Consider the following 15,928-nt stretch of genomic DNA (forward strand, 5'->3'; position numbering starts at 1 on the left):
CCGAATTTTCAACCCAATATGTGAAACGAAAGGCGGTACAGACAAATGAAAGTGATAAAAAACAAAAAAATCTATACCGGAGAAAAAACCATTCCTGACGGATTTATCCGATTTGACAGACAAATCGCAGAAATTGGAGAAATGAACAACTTTGCTGCTCAAAAAGACGATATGGAGGAAGGCACAGAAGGCGACATTTTGATTCCCGGTTTTATTGATATACACAGTCATGGCGGCTACGGTCTGGACAATATGGATGCATCCCCTGAAGAAATCCGGGAGATGGTTCATAAAATGGCAAAAAATGAAGGAATCACTTCCTACTTTTGTACAACCATGACGCAGACTTATGAGAAGATAGAAGCAGCTCTGAAAAACATAGCCGATGCGGCGAAGAAGACTCCCATTATTCAGGGAGTCCACGTGGAGGGACCCTTTGTTTCAAAAGAATTTAAAGGGGCCCAGGACCCGGCTTTTATAAAAAAACCGGATGAAAAGGTGCTGGACAGATGGAATAAGATAAGCGGTGGTCTGATTCGTATTGTTACCTATGCTCCGGAAGAAGCCGAAATCGGGTTTGAAGAGTGGTGTAAGTCCCATAGTATCGTGTTAAGCGTGGGACATTCCAATGCAACGTATGAGCAGCTTTTAAAAAGTGGTGCAAGACATGTGACTCATTTATATAACGCGCAAAGAGGATTGAAACATCGTGAGCCGGGGGTGACAGGTTTTGGCCTGCTGACGCCGGGGGTAAAGGCAGAGCTCATCTGCGACGGAATACATATTGTGCCGGAAATGGTAAAGCTGGCTTTTGAGGTCAGAGGCTGTGCAGGCATTGAATTAATTACAGATTCCATGAGAGCAAAAGGTCTGCCGGAGGGAATAAGTGAACTTGGCGGACAGAAAGTATATGTGAAGGATCATACGGCGCGGCTGGAGGACGGGACTATAGCCGGAAGTGTATTATCCTTTATTCAGGCTTTTCAAAATGTGATAAAGTTTACAGGGGCCTCCCCGGAAGAAGCAGTGAAGATGAGTTCGGTGAATCAGGCAGAGGAGTTCAAGCTGAAGCAAAAAGGAATGTTGGCAAAAGGGAAAGATGCAGATATTCTGGTGCTGAACAGAGAATATGAATTACAGACAACAATAAGTATGGGAACAGTAATAAAATAAAAAAATATGTTGACAATGTTTTCTGCATGTGGTATAGTAATTATTGTTCCGGTCAGGAAACATACAACATACGCGATAGTGGCTCAGTTGGTAGAGTACGACCTTGCCAAGGTCGGGGTCGCGGGTTCGAATCCCGTCTATCGCTCTTTTACTAAGAGTGCTTGATGCCTTATTTACAGGGATCACAGCACTTTTTCTGTAAGAAATTGTAACTGTTCAGAACCAAGCAGTGAGAAAGCCATAGGTTTTCAAGTTTGGTTCTGAATAATTACAAGAAACTTATGATACAAATTCGTTTCTGCAAACAGAGCCTTAAATTCTTCAGATTCTATAGTACCCTTAGTTTCACAAAATAAAAAAAATATATACGAGATCATTTGACGGAGTGGATGCAGGGGGCGCAAATCAATTAGATTGGTACTGTCCTTACAAAAAAGTAAAAAAATGGTAAGATATGTATAGAAATTAAAAGGTGGTGTTTTCTATGGAAAGAGTAATCCTGATAGTATAAATATGAAAAAGATGCAGTTGCGGTTAAGTAGTGAAAGTTTGTGAGAAGGAGGAAATATGCAGATCAATCTAGGAGATGTCGTAGTATACAAAAGCAAGGGGATATATAAGGTAGAAGATGTTGGAGTGTTGGATTTTACTTTTGTGGACAGGAAGAAGAAGTATTACACATTACAGTCCATGGGAGATTCTAAAGACAGGGCCTATATTCCGACAGATGACAAAGAGAATATACGCAGGCCTTTAACTAAAAACGAGGCACTTGATTTGATTCACGATGCAGACAATATCAGGGAGACCTGGGTTAAAAATGGAAAAACACGTGAGCAGGATTATAAGGCATGTATTTCCAATTATAACCCGAAAGAATGGGCCAAAGTATTAAGAACGCTGTATAAGCGCGCAGAGGGTACTGGGGGAATTACCAGTATAGATAAGAAGTATCAGCAGATTTTAGAAAATGCTCTCTATAGTGAACTTTCTTATGTTTTGGGAATATCTGCGAACAAACTGGAGAAGTTCATGTGTGAAGAGGCAAACCGGGAATAAAGAGCAATATGAGGTATGAATATGGGACAAAAGAAGATTAAAGCAGCACTGCTGGGATTTGGTACAGTGGGAACCGGTGTTTATAAGCTGATACAGAGACGTGCTGATGTGATGGAACATACCATAGGTGCACAGCTAGAGCTTACCAGAATTCTTGTACGCAATAGGAATAAGCCCAGAGAAGGCTTAGATACATCCCTTTTGACAGACAACTGGAAGGATATTTTACAGGATGAGGAGATTCAGATTGTCATAGAAGTTATGGGAGGCATTGAACCGGCCCGGACCATGATTCTGGAGGCATTGAATACTGGAAAGAATGTGGTAACTGCCAACAAAGATCTGGTGGCTGAATATGGGAAGGAACTTTTAGATGCTGCTGCGGACAATCGGTGTGATTTTCTGTTTGAAGCGGCTGTAGCGGGTGGAATACCAATAATACGCCCCTTAAAGCAGTGCCTGGCGGGAAATGCAATTTCTGAAGTTGTGGGTATTGTAAATGGGACAACCAATTATATTTTAACGAAGATGTTTGAGGAAGGTGTTAGTTTTGGAAATGCCCTTGCAAAGGCTAAAGAGCTCGGATATGCAGAGGCAGATCCTACTGCAGATGTAGAAGGACTGGATGCGGGAAGGAAGGTCGCTATTATAGCTTCTGTTGCATTCAGATCCAGGGTTGTGTTTGGGGATGTTTACACGGAAGGCATCACTGGGATTACAGCCGAGGACATCCATTATGCAAGGGAATTCGACAGTGTTATCAAATTGCTTGGAGTGGCGCGCAGTACAGAAGACGGGATTGAAGTCGGTGTTTATCCTATGCTCCTGAATAAAGAACATCCGCTGGCTTCCGTGCGAGATTCTTTCAATGCTGTTTTTGTGCATGGGGACGCCGTGGACGATGCCATGTTCTATGGAAGAGGAGCAGGAGAACTGCCTACCGCTAGTGCAGTGATGGGAGATATCATCGATGTGGCAAGGAATCTGCAGTATCATTGTACAGGGCGGATCAGCTGCACGTGTTACAAGAATTTACCTGTCAAAATTTTTAACGACGTAAAGAATAAGTTCTTTATCCGAATGCAGGTGAAAAATCAACCGGGAGTGTTGGCGCGCATTGCGACGGTTTTCGGGGACCACAAGGTCAGTATTGCCAGAGTTGTACAGAAACGTGCGCGGGATACAGAAGCAGAATTAGTTATCGTGACAGAAAAAGTAAAAGAATACCACTTAAAGGATGCGCTGAGAGAATTGAAAGAAAAAGACAGTATTAAGGACATTAGCAGCGTTATCAGAGAATATTAGTAACAATTCAGACATGAGAATTGTGAAGGGGCGTAAGTTGACACGCCCCTTTTGCCATGGTATAACAATGTATAGAAAGTACATAGCAAGCTATATAATCAGTCCGGAGAAAGGAGACGCCATGAAACAGAGAAGCCAGCCAATTGGGTTTACTGTTAAGCAGATCAACAACGTTTTTGAAAAAGATCTGAATGAAAAGCTGAAGACAATTGGAATAACAGCATCCCAATGTGCGGTGTTGGATTATCTGTTTCGCACGGAAAAGGAAGAAGTGAGTCAAAGAGATGTAGAGCGCAACCTTAGTCTGAAAAATCCAACGGTAACAGGGCTTTTGAAAAGGCTGGATGAAAAAGGCTATGTACTTTGTGTTCCAAATGCCAGCGATAAACGCAGGAAGAATATCTACTTGACAGAAAAAGCGTATGATATACAGCGGCGGATGGAAGCAGACCGTAAAAAGATGGACAGACAGATGACCCGTGGCATGACAAAAAAGCAAGTTGCAGCCTTGACCAGAGGTCTGGAGAAAATACTTTATAATATAGCAGATCCATAATGTGAATTTTCAGAATTGCGGGTAAATGGAAAGCAAAAGGGTCTGACCCCCTTTAAAAGGAGAGTGTTAATATGAGTTATGCAGATCATGTGTTTATTGATATGTGCAAAGATATTCTTGAAAATGGTACAAGTACTGAGGGCGAAAAGGTACGTCCTGTGTGGGAGGATAATACGCCGGCCTACACGATTAAGAAGTTCGGGGTAGTAAATCGATATGATTTGCGGCAGGAGTTTCCGGCACTGACGCTTAGGAAGACGGCGATTAAAAGCTGTGTGGATGAACTGTTGTGGATATGGCAGAAGAAGTCTAATAATATTCGTGACTTAAACAGTCATATCTGGGACAGCTGGGCGGATGAGAACGGCTCGATCGGCAAGGCCTACGGCTATCAGATGAGCGTGAAGCATGTCTATAAAGAAGGCATGATGGATCAGGTGGACAGAGTAATATACGACTTGAAAAATAACCCGTACAGCCGGAGGATTATGACGAATATTTATGTGCACCAGGATTTGCATGAGATGAATCTTTACCCCTGTGCATACAGTATGACTTTTAATGTGACAAAGGAAAAGAACAGCGATAAGCTTACTTTGAATGGGATTTTGAACCAACGCTCTCAGGATGTGCTGGCGGCAAATAACTGGAATGTGTGTCAGTATGCTGTACTTTTGTATATGCTTGCGCAGGTGTGCGATATGAATGCGGGAGAGTTCCTTCATGTGATTGCGGATGCACATATTTATGACAGACATATCCCCTTGGTTAAGGAGCTGATTTCCAGAGAGCCCCTCCCGGCACCTGAATTCTGGCTCAATCCGGAAGTGAAAAATTTCTATGACTTTACTCGGGATGATGTGAAATTAATCAACTACGAGACACATCCACAGATAAAAAACATACCTATTGCAGTGTAACCTGATAGATGCTGACCTTAAATATATAGAAACTGGGAGGAATATTTATGAATTTAATAGCGGCAGTGGACAGAAACTGGGCCATTGGTTATGGCAATAAACTGTTAGTGAGCATCCCCTCCGACATGAAGTTTTTCCGAAAGATTACAATGGGAAAGGAAATTGTCATGGGAAGAAAGACACTGGAGAGTTTCCCAGGGGGGGTTCCCCTGCAGAACAGAATAAACATTGTGCTGTCTTCCAGCCGGACGTATCGTGTAAAAGGGGCAGTTGTTATCCATACATTAGTGGAACTGTTAAAAGAACTGGAAAAGTACAATTCTCAGGACATCTTTGTAATCGGCGGCGGCAGTATTTACAGACAACTCCTGCCCTACTGTGATACGGCTTATATCACGAAGATTGATCATGTCTTCCAGGCAGACACTTATTTCCCCAACCTGGATGAGAAGAAAGAATGGGAAATGACAGAGACAAGTGAGGAGAATACTTGTTTTGATTTGGAATATAAGTTTACAACATATAAGAGAAAAGCTGATCGGCTGTGAGACTTAAATGGAATTTGTTCTCCTGATGAATAAGCGATCCAATGTCTGTGCGGACGAACTGGCACAAGATTAAAAAACATCAAGAATTGAACATTGACAGTGCTAAAATCACACACTATAATGAATATAATTTCTACAATAAAGAAATTTGCAAAATGCGGTGACAAGGAGGAGTACGCAATTACCCGATGCCAAGAGAGGAGACGGCCGGTGTGAGTCTTCGTAACGGAATTGCGGAAGTAGCCTTCGAGCAGTGAAACGAACGGGTGGGCCCTCAGTAGGATTCAACGTAATTCCCACGTTACAGGGAGGCGGTATCGGACAGAAGTCCCGTGCCGGCAGAGCGCAAAGAGAATACTCTTTGAAGTTAGGTGGTAACACGGATTGAAGATTCGCCCTAAGCTGTTAACAGCTTAGGGTTTTTTTCAACATTTTCAGGAGGTGTATGTATGAGAAATATTTCAGGCAACAAACTGCTGGTAAAGGCATTGAAGGAAGAGGGAGTGGACACAGTATTTGGATATCCAGGAGCCTGTACGATCGATGTCAGCGACGAACTGTACAAACAGGATAATATCCGAGTAATCCTCCCCAGACATGAACAGGCTTTGGTGCATGAGGCCGATGCATATGCCAGGACAACGGGAAAAGTGGGAGTCTGCCTGGTGACTAGCGGACCGGGAGCTACGAACCTGGTGACAGGACTTGCAACAGCAAATTATGACAGTGTACCTCTTGTCTGCTTTACAGGGCAGGTGGCAAGGCATCTGATTGGGAATGACGCTTTTCAGGAAGTGGATATTGTAGGAATTACAAGAAGTATCACAAAATATGGGGTAACTGTACGGGACAGGGAAGATCTGGGCAGAATCATCAAAGAGGCCTTTTATATAGCAAGAACAGGAAAACCAGGCCCGGTACTGGTGGATCTGCCGAAAGATGTGATGGCAGAAGTGGGCAGTCCGGAGTATCCGACGGAGGTAAATATACGGGGATACAAGCCAAGTATAAATGTTCACATAGGGCAGCTGAAAAGATCAATTAAAATGCTTAACAGGGCAAAACGCCCACTGTTTCTAGCCGGCGGCGGGGTAAATATAGCCAAAGTGAATGACATTTTCACAGAAGTCGTGGAAAAGACCAATATACCGGTAATCACAACGGTAATGGGAAGGGGGGCTGTTCCCACAAATCACCCGCTGTTTGTCGGGAACCTTGGAATGCATGGGTGCTATGCAGCGAATATGGCTGTCAGTGCGTGCGATTTATTGTTCTCAATCGGCACCAGATTTAATGACAGGATTACGGGTAAACTTCACGAATTTGCTCCATCTGCTAAGATTGTGCACATCGACATTGACACAGCAGCAATTTCCAGAAACATTCATGTGGATGTCCCCATTGTAGCGGATGCAGGTGAGGCAATCACTAAGATGCAGGAGTATGTGGAAACCTGCAATACAGAAAAATGGCTGCATAAGATTCAAGAATGGCAAAGAGAGTATCCGCTGGATATGAAGCCTCATGCAGATCTGGGACCGAAGGATATTATTGATGAAATGAACCACCAGTTTGAAGAGTTGATTATAGTGACAGATGTAGGACAGCATCAGATGTTTACAGCACAATATGCGGAAATCACAGCAAAGAAAAAGATGATTATGTCCGGCGGACTGGGTACTATGGGATATGGTTTTCCGGGAGGAATCGGGGCGAAACTTGGCAATCCGGATACCCCTGTTGTAGTAATATCCGGAGACGGTGGAATGCAGATGAACATTCAGGAATTTGCTACGGCAGTCCTTGAGGAACTGCCCATTATTGTCTGCGTATTTAATAACGCATATCTTGGAATGGTACGCCAGTGGCAGAAACTATTTTATGGCAAAAGATATGGAATGACTAACTTGAGATCCGGTGCATTATTTCGCAGAACAGACGGAAAGGAAATGCCGGAGTATACTCCGAATTTTGTACAGCTTGCGGAGAGTTATGGTGCAAAAGGCATCCGGGTTACGGAGAAAGAGGAGATCGGCGCAGCCTTTGAGGAAGCGAAAAGGAGCAGTAAGGTTCCCGTATTGATAGAATTTGTCATTGATCAGGAGGAGATGGTTTACCCGATGATTCAGCCGGGCGGCACTCTGGAAGAGATGATCATGGATTAATAGAATCAGGAGGCTTAGAGAATGGATAACAGCACAAAGAAGAGATGGATTTCCTTATATGTGGAGAACCAGGTGGGCGTTTTATCTAAGATATCAGGTTTGTTTTCCGGTAAGTCCTATAACCTGGACAGTCTGACAGTGGGGACAACAGAGGACCCTACAGTTTCTAGAATGACCATCGCTACAGTCAGTGACGATGAAACATTTGAACAGATTAAGAAACAGCTAAACCGCCTGGTGGAAGTCATTAAGGTGATTGATTTTACAGATATCTTTGTCAGGATGAAAGAGATTTTATATGTAAAGGTAACAAAATGTACACAGGCAGATAAGGTAGAATTATTTCAAATTGCAGAGACATTTAAGGCAAGAGTTATTGATTATGGGAAGGACAGCCTGCTTTTAGAGTTTGTTCAGACAGCGACAAAAAATGACGCGGTGGTTCAGCTCATGAAAGGAGAGTTCAAATATATAGAAGTGGTACGAGGCGGCAGCGTTGGAATAGAGTCTATCAGCATGATGGAACGATAAAAGGAGGAATTACAGATGGATAAGAAAAATATCGACTGGGAGAATTTGGGGTTCGACTATATAGCGACAGATAAGCGCTATGTAGCCAATTTTAAGGACGAAAAATGGGATAAAGGAGGTCTGACAGAGGACTCAAATATTACTTTAAATGAATGTGCGGGGGTTTTCCAGTATGCTCAGACAGTCTTTGAAGGGCTGAAGGCCTATACAACAGAGGATGGCCGCATTGTAGCTTTTCGTCCTGATCTCAATGCACAGCGGATGGTGGATTCCGCAAAAAGGCTGGAAATGCCGGCATTTCCGGCAGAACGATTTGTGGAAGCGGTTGTTAAGACCATAAGAGCGAATGCGGCATACGTTCCTCCCTTTGGCTCCGGAGCCACATTATATGTAAGACCCTATATGTTCGGAACGAACTCTGTTATCGGTGTCAAGCCTGCAGATGAATATCAGTTCCGTGTGTTTACCACACCGGTGGGACCTTATTTTAAGGGAGGGGCAACACCCCTCACCCTGTGCGTCTCTGATTATGACCGGGCCGCTCCCCGGGGAACAGGAGACATTAAGGCCGGGCTCAACTACGCCATGAGTCTTCACGCAATTGTGACAGCTCATGCAAATGGTTTTGATGAGAACATGTATCTTGATTCTGCCACCAGAACAAAAGTAGAGGAAACAGGCGGAGCCAACTTTATCTTCATTACAAAAGACAATACAGTTGTGACACCCAAGTCCGATACAATCCTGCCCTCCATCACCAGGCGCTCTCTGCTCTACGTGGCAGAACATTATCTGGGACTTAAAGTAGAACAGAGAACCGTATATCTTGAGGAAGTAAAAGATTTTGCCGAATGCGGGCTTTGCGGGACAGCGGCAGTTATTTCTCCTGTAGGCAAAATAGTTGACCACGGCAAAGAAATCTGTTTCCCCAGCGGCATGGAAGAAATGGGTGCGACTATTCAAAAACTGTATGACACACTGACAGGCATCCAGATGGGGCACATAGAGGCTCCCAAAGGCTGGATAAAAGAAATATAAAAAGGGGGCTGCCCTTCTATGTGGCTGTTAGAGGTTAAATATGTGGGTTGCAATATTAAAGTACACCAGAAGTGAACAGATATCCACCAATGTTGTGATCAGCGGTGAAGCCATAATTGCCGGATCCAGGTTTACCTTCTTTGCAAGAAGCGGCAGCATGCATCCAATCAGTTTAGATACAACAATTGTAACCATTAGCGAAAGTCCAATAACCAGGGCCATTGTGGCATTGTGATACATAATCAGAATACGAACCCCATTTGCCGCAGCCAGAACAACACCTACCATAATTGAAACTTTAAATTCCTTAACCACAACCTTGAAAATATCATTGAAGCGGATCTCATCCAGTGCAATGCCGCGGATAATCAGAGTAGAACTCTGGGAGCCACAATTTCCGCCAGTATCCATCAGCATAGGAATGAAAGAAACAAGCAGAGGGATTGCTGCGAATGCATTTTCATATTTCGTAATAATAGTTCCCGTAAAAGTTGAGGAAAACAGTAATATTAAGAGCCATCCGATACGGCGTTTTGCATGGACAAAGGAGGAAGTTTCAAAATAAGATGCTTCACCTGGGCTCATGGCACTCATCTTTGCGAAATCTTCTGTTGCCTCGTCCACCATAACATCCATGGCATCGTCAAAGGTAACAATACCTACCATAAAATTATCGGCGTCTAGAACGGGAAGGGCAATCAAATCGTATTTCCTGAAGAGCTCTGCCACCTCTTCCTGGTCTGTGTGAGTATTGACAGAAATAATCTCTGTCTCCATTAAGTCTTCAATCATTATATGGTCATCAGCGGTCATCAGATCTTTCGCCGTCACGATACCGGCCAGCTTTCGATTATCCGTAACATAGCAGGTATAAATGGTCTCTTTGTGTATACCAGTTCTTTTAATTTGTGTCATGGCCTCGGAGACCATCATATGCCGCCGAAGTCGTACATATTCAGTAGTCATAATACTGCCGGCACTGTCATCAGGATAGTTCAGGAGGAGATTGATCATATTCCTGTCAGGCTGACTGACGGCATTGAGGATACGCGTGACAAGATTTGCCGGAAGTTCCTCCAGCATATCTACCGTATCATCCATATATAAATCATCCAATAATTCTTTTAGTTCTTTTTCCGTGAACATTTCCACCAGATAAGACTGCATGGAATTGTTCATATTGGCAAATACCTCCGCTGCCTTATCCTTGGGAATCAGGCGGAATGCAAGAGCCAGTTCTTTGTCCTCTAAATCAGAAAGAAGTGAGGCTATGTCCACTTCGTTCATGACATCCAAAATATTCCTTACTGCCTGAAAATGATGCTGTGTAAGGAGCTCTACAAAAATATTCTTGTCCATCATTATTACATCTCCGTTCTTTGTGCAATTCTTCTAGTTTCTTCGATTGATGACCGGCATCCGCGTCCATAACCTCACCTCCTGCTTATGATTCAAATAGAAAAAGCCCCATCACTGCCTGAACAATGACGGAGCTAAAAGTTCCGAAAAAACATCGTCCGAGCTTTAGCATCACAGGGCATATCAATTGCGTTAGGTTATGCCTTCACGACATAGCCTGCTAACCAGCTTATTGTGTCTCCACAATCTCACGGCAGCAATCTCAGGAAAATCCAAATCCCTGTGGTAGCCTCACCTACCGAAATAATTAAATTATACTTTATTTTATTTTAGAACGCTGTGACGGATGTGTCAAGGAAAAAAAGGGGGACTGACCCTTTTGAGGGCCATTGTCAGAATATTCTCATTTTAAAAAGTATATGGAAATTTCCTTAAGTATACTTGACAATAATAAAATATCTGTCTAATGTTTTTATTATGTTTTGTTAAATAGTTTTTGTGTTATAATTACTTTTACTGTGGCAGCTGCAATGTTGGCAAAGAGCATCTTTTTCAGAAGCAGTAAAGCGGAGATAGAAGAAATAACAATACTATAACAGAGGTATTATATAAGATGGACAGCAAGAACGAATTCAATGCATACGGCAGTTTTGCAGCCGTGTATGATACGTTTATGGATAATGTTCCGTATGAGGAATGGGGAACATATTTACATGGATTTTTAGAAGAATATAATATTGAGGATGGTCTGGTTCTGGATTTGGGCTGCGGCACGGGTACTATGACGGAGTTTATGGCTGCTCTTGGATATGATATGATTGGAGTGGACAACTCCGTTGATATGCTGGGTATTGCTCTGGAAAAGAGAGAGAAGTCCGGTCATGATATTTTGTATCTGCAGCAGGACATGAGAGAGTTTGAGCTGTACGGAACGGTAAGAGCCATTTTCAGCATTTGTGATTCATTGAATTACATTACGCAGCCAAAGGACTTAAAACAGGTGTTTCATTGGGTGCATAATTATCTGGATCCAGATGGAGTTTTTATTTTTGATTTCAATACAGAGTATAAATACCGTGAGATCCTTGGAGATACAACCATCGCCGAAGACAGGGAGAAATGTAGCTTTATCTGGGAAAATTATTATTATGAAGAGGAGCGGATCAATGAGTATGAGCTGAGTCTTTTCATAAAGGATGAAGAACTCTCACCGGGGAATGGGAATGTCTATCGTAAATATCATGAAACACATTTTCAGCGGGGATATACCCTGGATGAAATAAAGCAGCTGGTAATTTCTGCAGGAATGAAGTTTTTCGCAGCATATGATGCGTTTACCAGAGATGCACCCTCTGAAATTAGTGAAAGAATTTATGTGATAGCAGGAAAGGAAAAATTATAATGGCAGATTATATTGTAAGAGCAACGGCTGCAAATACACAACTACGTGCATTTGCGGCAATTACAACGGAGCTGGTGGAGACAGCGAGGCAGCACCACAACACAAGCCCGGTGGCTACGGCAGCTCTGGGAAGACTTTTGACAGGCGGAGTGATGATGGGGGGGATGATGAAGAATCAGCAGGACATGCTTACTTTGCAGATAAAGTGTGGCGGTCCAATCGGGGGATTGACAGTTACGGCGGACAGCCAGGGAAACGTGAAAGGTTATGTGAATAATCCTGACGTAATTCTTCCGCCGAAAAACGGAAAACTGGATGTGGGCGGTGCTTTGGGACCGGGATTTCTAAATGTCATTAAGGACATGGGGCTCAAGGAGCCTTATTCAGGGCAGACTATTTTGCAGACAGGAGAGGTTGCAGAGGATCTTACGTACTATTTTGCCACATCCGAACAGGTACCCTCTTCCGTAGGCCTGGGCGTTTTAATGGAGAAAAATAATACAGTCCGGTGTGCCGGCGGCTTTATTGTTCAGGTGATGCCGTTTATTGAGGATGAAGTCTTAAATAAGCTAGAGGAAAACATTAAGAAAATCCGGTCCGTGACTGCAATGCTGGACAACGGACATACACCGGAGGAAATGCTGAGAGAGGTTCTGGAAGGACTGGACGTAGAGATTGTGGACACACTTCCGGCACAGTTTTACTGCAACTGCTCAAAAGAGCGGATTGAGAAGGCGATCATCAGTATCGGAAAAAAAGATATCCAGTCCATGATTGATGATGGCGAAGACATCGAGGTAAAATGCCATTTTTGTAATACTGCATATAATTACACTGTGGAAGAACTGCGGGAGCTTTTGGAGAAAAGCAGATCGTAGTGAAAACTTAAAATAGCCATTTTAAAATAGGAGGATATGTATGAAACAGGGATTTGTGAAGGTTGCGGCAGCCACGCCGGACATAAGGGTTGCTGATGTAGAGTACAATACAAAAAGGATTTGTGAGGACATTTCAAAAGCAGCTTTGGAAGGAGCGAAAATCCTGGTATTTCCTGAATTATGTATCACCGGTTATACCTGTGGGGACTTATTCACCCAGGAGGTGTTGTTAAGATCCGCAAAATCAGCGCTCCATCAGATTGCTGCTTTCACGGAAGATGAGGATATACTGGTATTTGTGGGCGTTCCCCTCAGTGTGGACGGGGAACTGTACAATGTGGCTGCGGCACTGAACCGGGGAGAAGTGCTGGGCCTGACAACCAAAACATTTCTTCCCAATTATGGCGAGTTTTACGAGATGCGTCAGTTTACTCCCGGTCCTGTGACTGCAAGGGAAATTTTATTTGAAGGGAAACACATTCCTTTCGGACCACAGATTTTGTTTCAGGCCACAGGAATGGAGGAACTTGTTGTTTCTGCGGAAATCTGTGAGGATGTATGGTCCCCGGTGCCGCCCAGCATCCGTGCAGCGATGGAGGGAGCCGTGCTAATAGTGAACTGCTCTGCCAGCGATGAAACCATTGGAAAAGACAGCTACCGAAGAGAACTGATCCAGGGACAGTCTGCCCGTCTGATTGCCGGCTATGTGTATGCCAATGCCGGGGAGGGTGAGTCTACCACAGACCTGGTCTTTGGGGGGCACAATCTTATCGCGGAAAACGGGGCTGTTCTGCAGGAGGCTGAAAGATTTCAAAATGACATTATTTATGCAGAGATAGATGTGCACAGACTTCTGGGAGAACGGCGCAAAAATACAACTTTCAAAATATCTGATGAGCGTCAGCTGATGAGAGTCCCATTTTCTATAAAAATAGAAGAAACTACATTGACCAGGCAATTCCCCAGGCAGCCCTTTGTTCCGTCAAATACGCAGGAGCGGGAACGAAGATGCGAAGAAATTTTCACGATTCAGGCCATGGGGCTGAAGAAACGACTGGTTCACACACATGCAAAGTGTGCGGTAGTGGGGATTTCCGGAGGTTTGGACTCTACACTGGCACTGCTGGTAACAGCGCGTGCCTTTGATATGCTGGGGAAAGATATGAAAGATATACTTGCGGTGACCATGCCCTGCTTTGGAACGACAGATCGGACCTACCAAAATGCATGTCAAATGGCCAGACAGGTGGGGGCACAGCTTCGGGAAGTGCCGATTGCAGAAGCAGTGGCAATTCATTTTCAAGATATCCGCCACGACCCTGGGGATCACAGTGTAACTTATGAAAATGCCCAGGCAAGGGAGAGGACCCAGGTGCTCATGGATATTGCCAACCAGTCCGGCGGGCTGGTGATAGGGACAGGCGATATGTCGGAACTGGCATTGGGCTGGGCAACTTATAACGGCGATCATATGTCTATGTACGGTGTGAATGGTTCTGTGCCGAAAACTCTGGTTCGTCACCTTGTGAGATATGCGGCAGACTCTGCAGAGATGGAGGGGCTTCAAAGGGTGCTTTACGATGTTCTTGATACTCCGGTCAGTCCGGAACTTCTTCCGCCTGCTGAAGGGAATATCTCACAGAAGACAGAAGATCTGGTGGGTCCTTATGAGCTCCATGACTTTTATCTCTACTATATGGTTCGGTTTGGATATGAGCCATCAAAAATATACAGACTGGCACTTTACACTTTCAAGGACAGCTACGATGCCGATACGATTTTGAAGTGGTTGAAAACGTTTTGCAGAAGATTTTTTGCCCAGCAATTTAAACGGTCCTGCCTTCCTGATGGACCGAAGGTAGGTACAGTGGCACTTTCTCCCAGGGGAGACTGGAGGATGCCCAGTGATGCGTGTGTAGATTCCTGGCTGAGGGATCTGGAAAATATAGGAGGTTTTATCGATGAAGTTAATTAGGACAGAAGATGCGGTGGGAAACGTTCTGTGTCATGATATTACACAGATCATCCCGGGAGTAACAAAAGATGCTGTATTTAGAAAGGGGCATATTGTGACTGAGGAAGATATACCCGTACTGTTGTCGGTGGGTAAGGAACACCTGTATGTGTGGGAAAATCAGGAAGGCATGCTTCATGAAAATGATGGGGCTGAGGTGCTGCGCAGAGTATGTCAGGGAAAGTATATGACACCCACAGAGGCAAAAGAAGGAAAAATCGAGCTGAGAGCAGATTGTGATGGTCTGCTTAAGGTGGATACCAAAAAGCTCAATCAGGTCAACGCTATGGGGCAGATAGTCATTGCTTCCAGACATGGAAATTTCCCGATCAAAAAGGGGGATAAGCTTGTGGGAATGCGGGTGGTTCCCCTGGTTATTGAAGAAGAGAAAATGAATAAGGTTGAAGAGACTTGTGGGAATGAGCCAATTTTCCAGATACTTCCTTTCCATAAAATGAAAGCCGGAATAGTGACTACGGGAAGTGAAGTCTACCACGGAAGAATTACAGACAAATTTACTCCTGTGGTCAAAACGAAGATGGAAGAATGGGGAGTTGAGGTCTTAGGCAATACACTCTGCGATGACGACTCCAAGATGGTTACAGAGGCGATTCAGGACTGGATGCGTCAGGGGGCAGAGATGGTAGTCTGTACCGGGGGAATGAGCGTGGATCCCGACGACAGAACACCACTTTCTATACGCAATGCATCGGATGAAGTCATCACCTATGGGGCACCCGTATTGCCGGGAGCGATGTTCATGCTTGCTTACAATGGTGACATTCCGATTATGGGACTGCCGGGGTGTGTAATGTATTCAAAACGGACCATATTCGATCTGGTACTGCCAAGACTGGTGGCGGGAGAAAGGCTCAGGGAAGAAGACTTCACCGTCCTGGGAGAAGGTGGATTGTGCCTGTCATGCGACATATGCACCTTTCCCAATTGTGGTTTTGGCAAAAATAATGTATAAAAACCAG

General features: G+C 44.1%; 14 protein-coding genes, 1 tRNA gene, 1 riboswitch and 1 other annotated feature. Of the genes, 14 read left to right on the plus strand and 1 reads right to left on the minus strand.

Annotation, left to right across the window (positions count from 1 at the left end; translation table 11 throughout):
- The first annotated feature begins 45 nt into the window (after positions 1-45).
- The 10 genes from nagA (at position 46) to BN3456_RS10025 (ending at position 9,295) form a co-directional block, all read left to right on the plus strand.
- Complete coding sequence (gene nagA, locus BN3456_RS09980; protein WP_089983998.1) at positions 46-1,173, plus strand: N-acetylglucosamine-6-phosphate deacetylase; 1,128 nt, start codon at positions 46-48, stop codon at positions 1,171-1,173.
- A 72-nt stretch (positions 1,174-1,245) separates the two neighbouring features.
- Positions 1,246-1,318 (plus strand) — tRNA-Gly (locus tag BN3456_RS09985).
- Between the two features lie 422 nt (positions 1,319-1,740).
- Positions 1,741-2,232: a CarD family transcriptional regulator gene (locus BN3456_RS09990; protein ID WP_089983999.1), complete on the plus strand. Its 492-nt coding sequence runs from the start codon at positions 1,741-1,743 to the stop codon at positions 2,230-2,232.
- A gap of 21 nt (positions 2,233-2,253) precedes the next feature.
- Complete coding sequence (locus BN3456_RS09995) at positions 2,254-3,537, plus strand: homoserine dehydrogenase (protein ID WP_089984000.1); 1,284 nt, start codon at positions 2,254-2,256, stop codon at positions 3,535-3,537.
- A gap of 121 nt (positions 3,538-3,658) precedes the next feature.
- Complete coding sequence (locus BN3456_RS10000; protein ID WP_089984001.1) at positions 3,659-4,093, plus strand: MarR family winged helix-turn-helix transcriptional regulator; 435 nt, start codon at positions 3,659-3,661, stop codon at positions 4,091-4,093.
- 71 nt (positions 4,094-4,164) lie between these two features.
- Positions 4,165-5,013, plus strand: a complete 849-nt coding sequence (gene thyA / locus BN3456_RS10005; RefSeq protein WP_089984002.1) for a thymidylate synthase — start codon at positions 4,165-4,167, stop codon at positions 5,011-5,013.
- Positions 5,014-5,060: 47 nt separating this feature from the next.
- The gene (locus tag BN3456_RS10010; protein WP_089984003.1) at positions 5,061-5,561 is read left to right on the plus strand and encodes a dihydrofolate reductase; all 501 of its coding nucleotides are present in this window, start codon (positions 5,061-5,063) and stop codon (positions 5,559-5,561) included.
- Positions 5,562-5,712: 151 nt separating this feature from the next.
- Positions 5,713-5,964: a binding site (T-box leader), on the plus strand.
- Between the two features lie 46 nt (positions 5,965-6,010).
- Entirely contained in the window at positions 6,011-7,726 is a 1,716-nt protein-coding gene (ilvB, locus tag BN3456_RS10015) for a biosynthetic-type acetolactate synthase large subunit (RefSeq protein ID WP_089984004.1), read from the plus strand.
- Positions 7,727-7,747: 21 nt separating this feature from the next.
- Positions 7,748-8,257, plus strand: coding sequence for an acetolactate synthase small subunit (gene ilvN / locus BN3456_RS10020; RefSeq protein WP_089984005.1), 510 nt, complete (start codon positions 7,748-7,750; stop codon positions 8,255-8,257).
- A gap of 15 nt (positions 8,258-8,272) precedes the next feature.
- Positions 8,273-9,295 (plus strand): branched-chain amino acid aminotransferase, encoded by a 1,023-nt coding sequence (locus BN3456_RS10025; protein WP_089984006.1) that lies wholly within the window; start codon positions 8,273-8,275, stop codon positions 9,293-9,295.
- 27 nt (positions 9,296-9,322) lie between these two features.
- Here BN3456_RS10025 and mgtE read toward each other — a convergent pair whose 3' ends face one another.
- Entirely contained in the window at positions 9,323-10,654 is a 1,332-nt protein-coding gene (mgtE, locus tag BN3456_RS10030; RefSeq protein WP_089984062.1) for a magnesium transporter, read from the minus strand.
- Positions 10,655-10,800: 146 nt separating this feature from the next.
- Positions 10,801-10,964: riboswitch (M-box (ykoK) riboswitch) on the minus strand.
- A 303-nt stretch (positions 10,965-11,267) separates the two neighbouring features.
- Between mgtE and BN3456_RS10035 the strand changes: the two genes are divergently transcribed.
- From BN3456_RS10035 to BN3456_RS10050, 4 genes are read left to right on the plus strand one after another with little or no spacing between them, the layout of a single operon-like run.
- Complete coding sequence (locus BN3456_RS10035) at positions 11,268-12,056, plus strand: class I SAM-dependent DNA methyltransferase (RefSeq protein ID WP_089984007.1); 789 nt, start codon at positions 11,268-11,270, stop codon at positions 12,054-12,056.
- Positions 12,056-12,934, plus strand: coding sequence for an Hsp33 family molecular chaperone HslO (gene hslO, locus BN3456_RS10040; protein ID WP_089984008.1), 879 nt, complete (start codon positions 12,056-12,058; stop codon positions 12,932-12,934). Before BN3456_RS10035 ends, hslO begins: the two co-directional genes overlap by 1 nt.
- A 40-nt stretch (positions 12,935-12,974) precedes the next feature.
- Positions 12,975-14,909, plus strand: coding sequence for an NAD(+) synthase (locus BN3456_RS10045; RefSeq protein ID WP_089984009.1), 1,935 nt, complete (start codon positions 12,975-12,977; stop codon positions 14,907-14,909).
- Complete coding sequence (locus BN3456_RS10050; protein WP_089984010.1) at positions 14,896-15,921, plus strand: molybdopterin-binding protein; 1,026 nt, start codon at positions 14,896-14,898, stop codon at positions 15,919-15,921. The genes BN3456_RS10045 and BN3456_RS10050 overlap by 14 nt, the downstream gene beginning before the upstream one ends.
- Positions 15,922-15,928: the final 7 nt, after the last annotated feature.

This window comes from Clostridium sp. C105KSO13, from assembly GCF_001517425.1.
Taxonomy (GTDB): domain Bacteria; phylum Bacillota; class Clostridia; order Lachnospirales; family Lachnospiraceae; genus Muricomes.

What these genes read in the sequence shown, in the direction of transcription:
- BN3456_RS09990 (WP_089983999.1), top strand. Translation starts at nt 1,741, where the DNA reads ATGCAGATCAATCTAGGAGATGTCGTAGTATACAAAAGCAAGGGGATA.
- mgtE (WP_089984062.1), bottom strand. Translation starts at nt 10,654, where the DNA reads ATGGACAAGAATATTTTTGTAGAGCTCCTTACACAGCATCATTTTCAG.
- BN3456_RS09995 (WP_089984000.1), top strand. Translation starts at nt 2,254, where the DNA reads ATGGGACAAAAGAAGATTAAAGCAGCACTGCTGGGATTTGGTACAGTG.
- BN3456_RS10050 (WP_089984010.1), top strand. Translation starts at nt 14,896, where the DNA reads ATGAAGTTAATTAGGACAGAAGATGCGGTGGGAAACGTTCTGTGTCAT.
- hslO (WP_089984008.1), top strand. Translation starts at nt 12,056, where the DNA reads ATGGCAGATTATATTGTAAGAGCAACGGCTGCAAATACACAACTACGT.
- ilvB (WP_089984004.1), top strand. Translation starts at nt 6,011, where the DNA reads ATGAGAAATATTTCAGGCAACAAACTGCTGGTAAAGGCATTGAAGGAA.
- BN3456_RS10045 (WP_089984009.1), top strand. Translation starts at nt 12,975, where the DNA reads ATGAAACAGGGATTTGTGAAGGTTGCGGCAGCCACGCCGGACATAAGG.
- BN3456_RS10025 (WP_089984006.1), top strand. Translation starts at nt 8,273, where the DNA reads ATGGATAAGAAAAATATCGACTGGGAGAATTTGGGGTTCGACTATATA.
- nagA (WP_089983998.1), top strand. Translation starts at nt 46, where the DNA reads ATGAAAGTGATAAAAAACAAAAAAATCTATACCGGAGAAAAAACCATT.
- BN3456_RS10035 (WP_089984007.1), top strand. Translation starts at nt 11,268, where the DNA reads ATGGACAGCAAGAACGAATTCAATGCATACGGCAGTTTTGCAGCCGTG.
- BN3456_RS10000 (WP_089984001.1), top strand. Translation starts at nt 3,659, where the DNA reads ATGAAACAGAGAAGCCAGCCAATTGGGTTTACTGTTAAGCAGATCAAC.
- ilvN (WP_089984005.1), top strand. Translation starts at nt 7,748, where the DNA reads ATGGATAACAGCACAAAGAAGAGATGGATTTCCTTATATGTGGAGAAC.
- BN3456_RS10010 (WP_089984003.1), top strand. Translation starts at nt 5,061, where the DNA reads ATGAATTTAATAGCGGCAGTGGACAGAAACTGGGCCATTGGTTATGGC.
- thyA (WP_089984002.1), top strand. Translation starts at nt 4,165, where the DNA reads ATGAGTTATGCAGATCATGTGTTTATTGATATGTGCAAAGATATTCTT.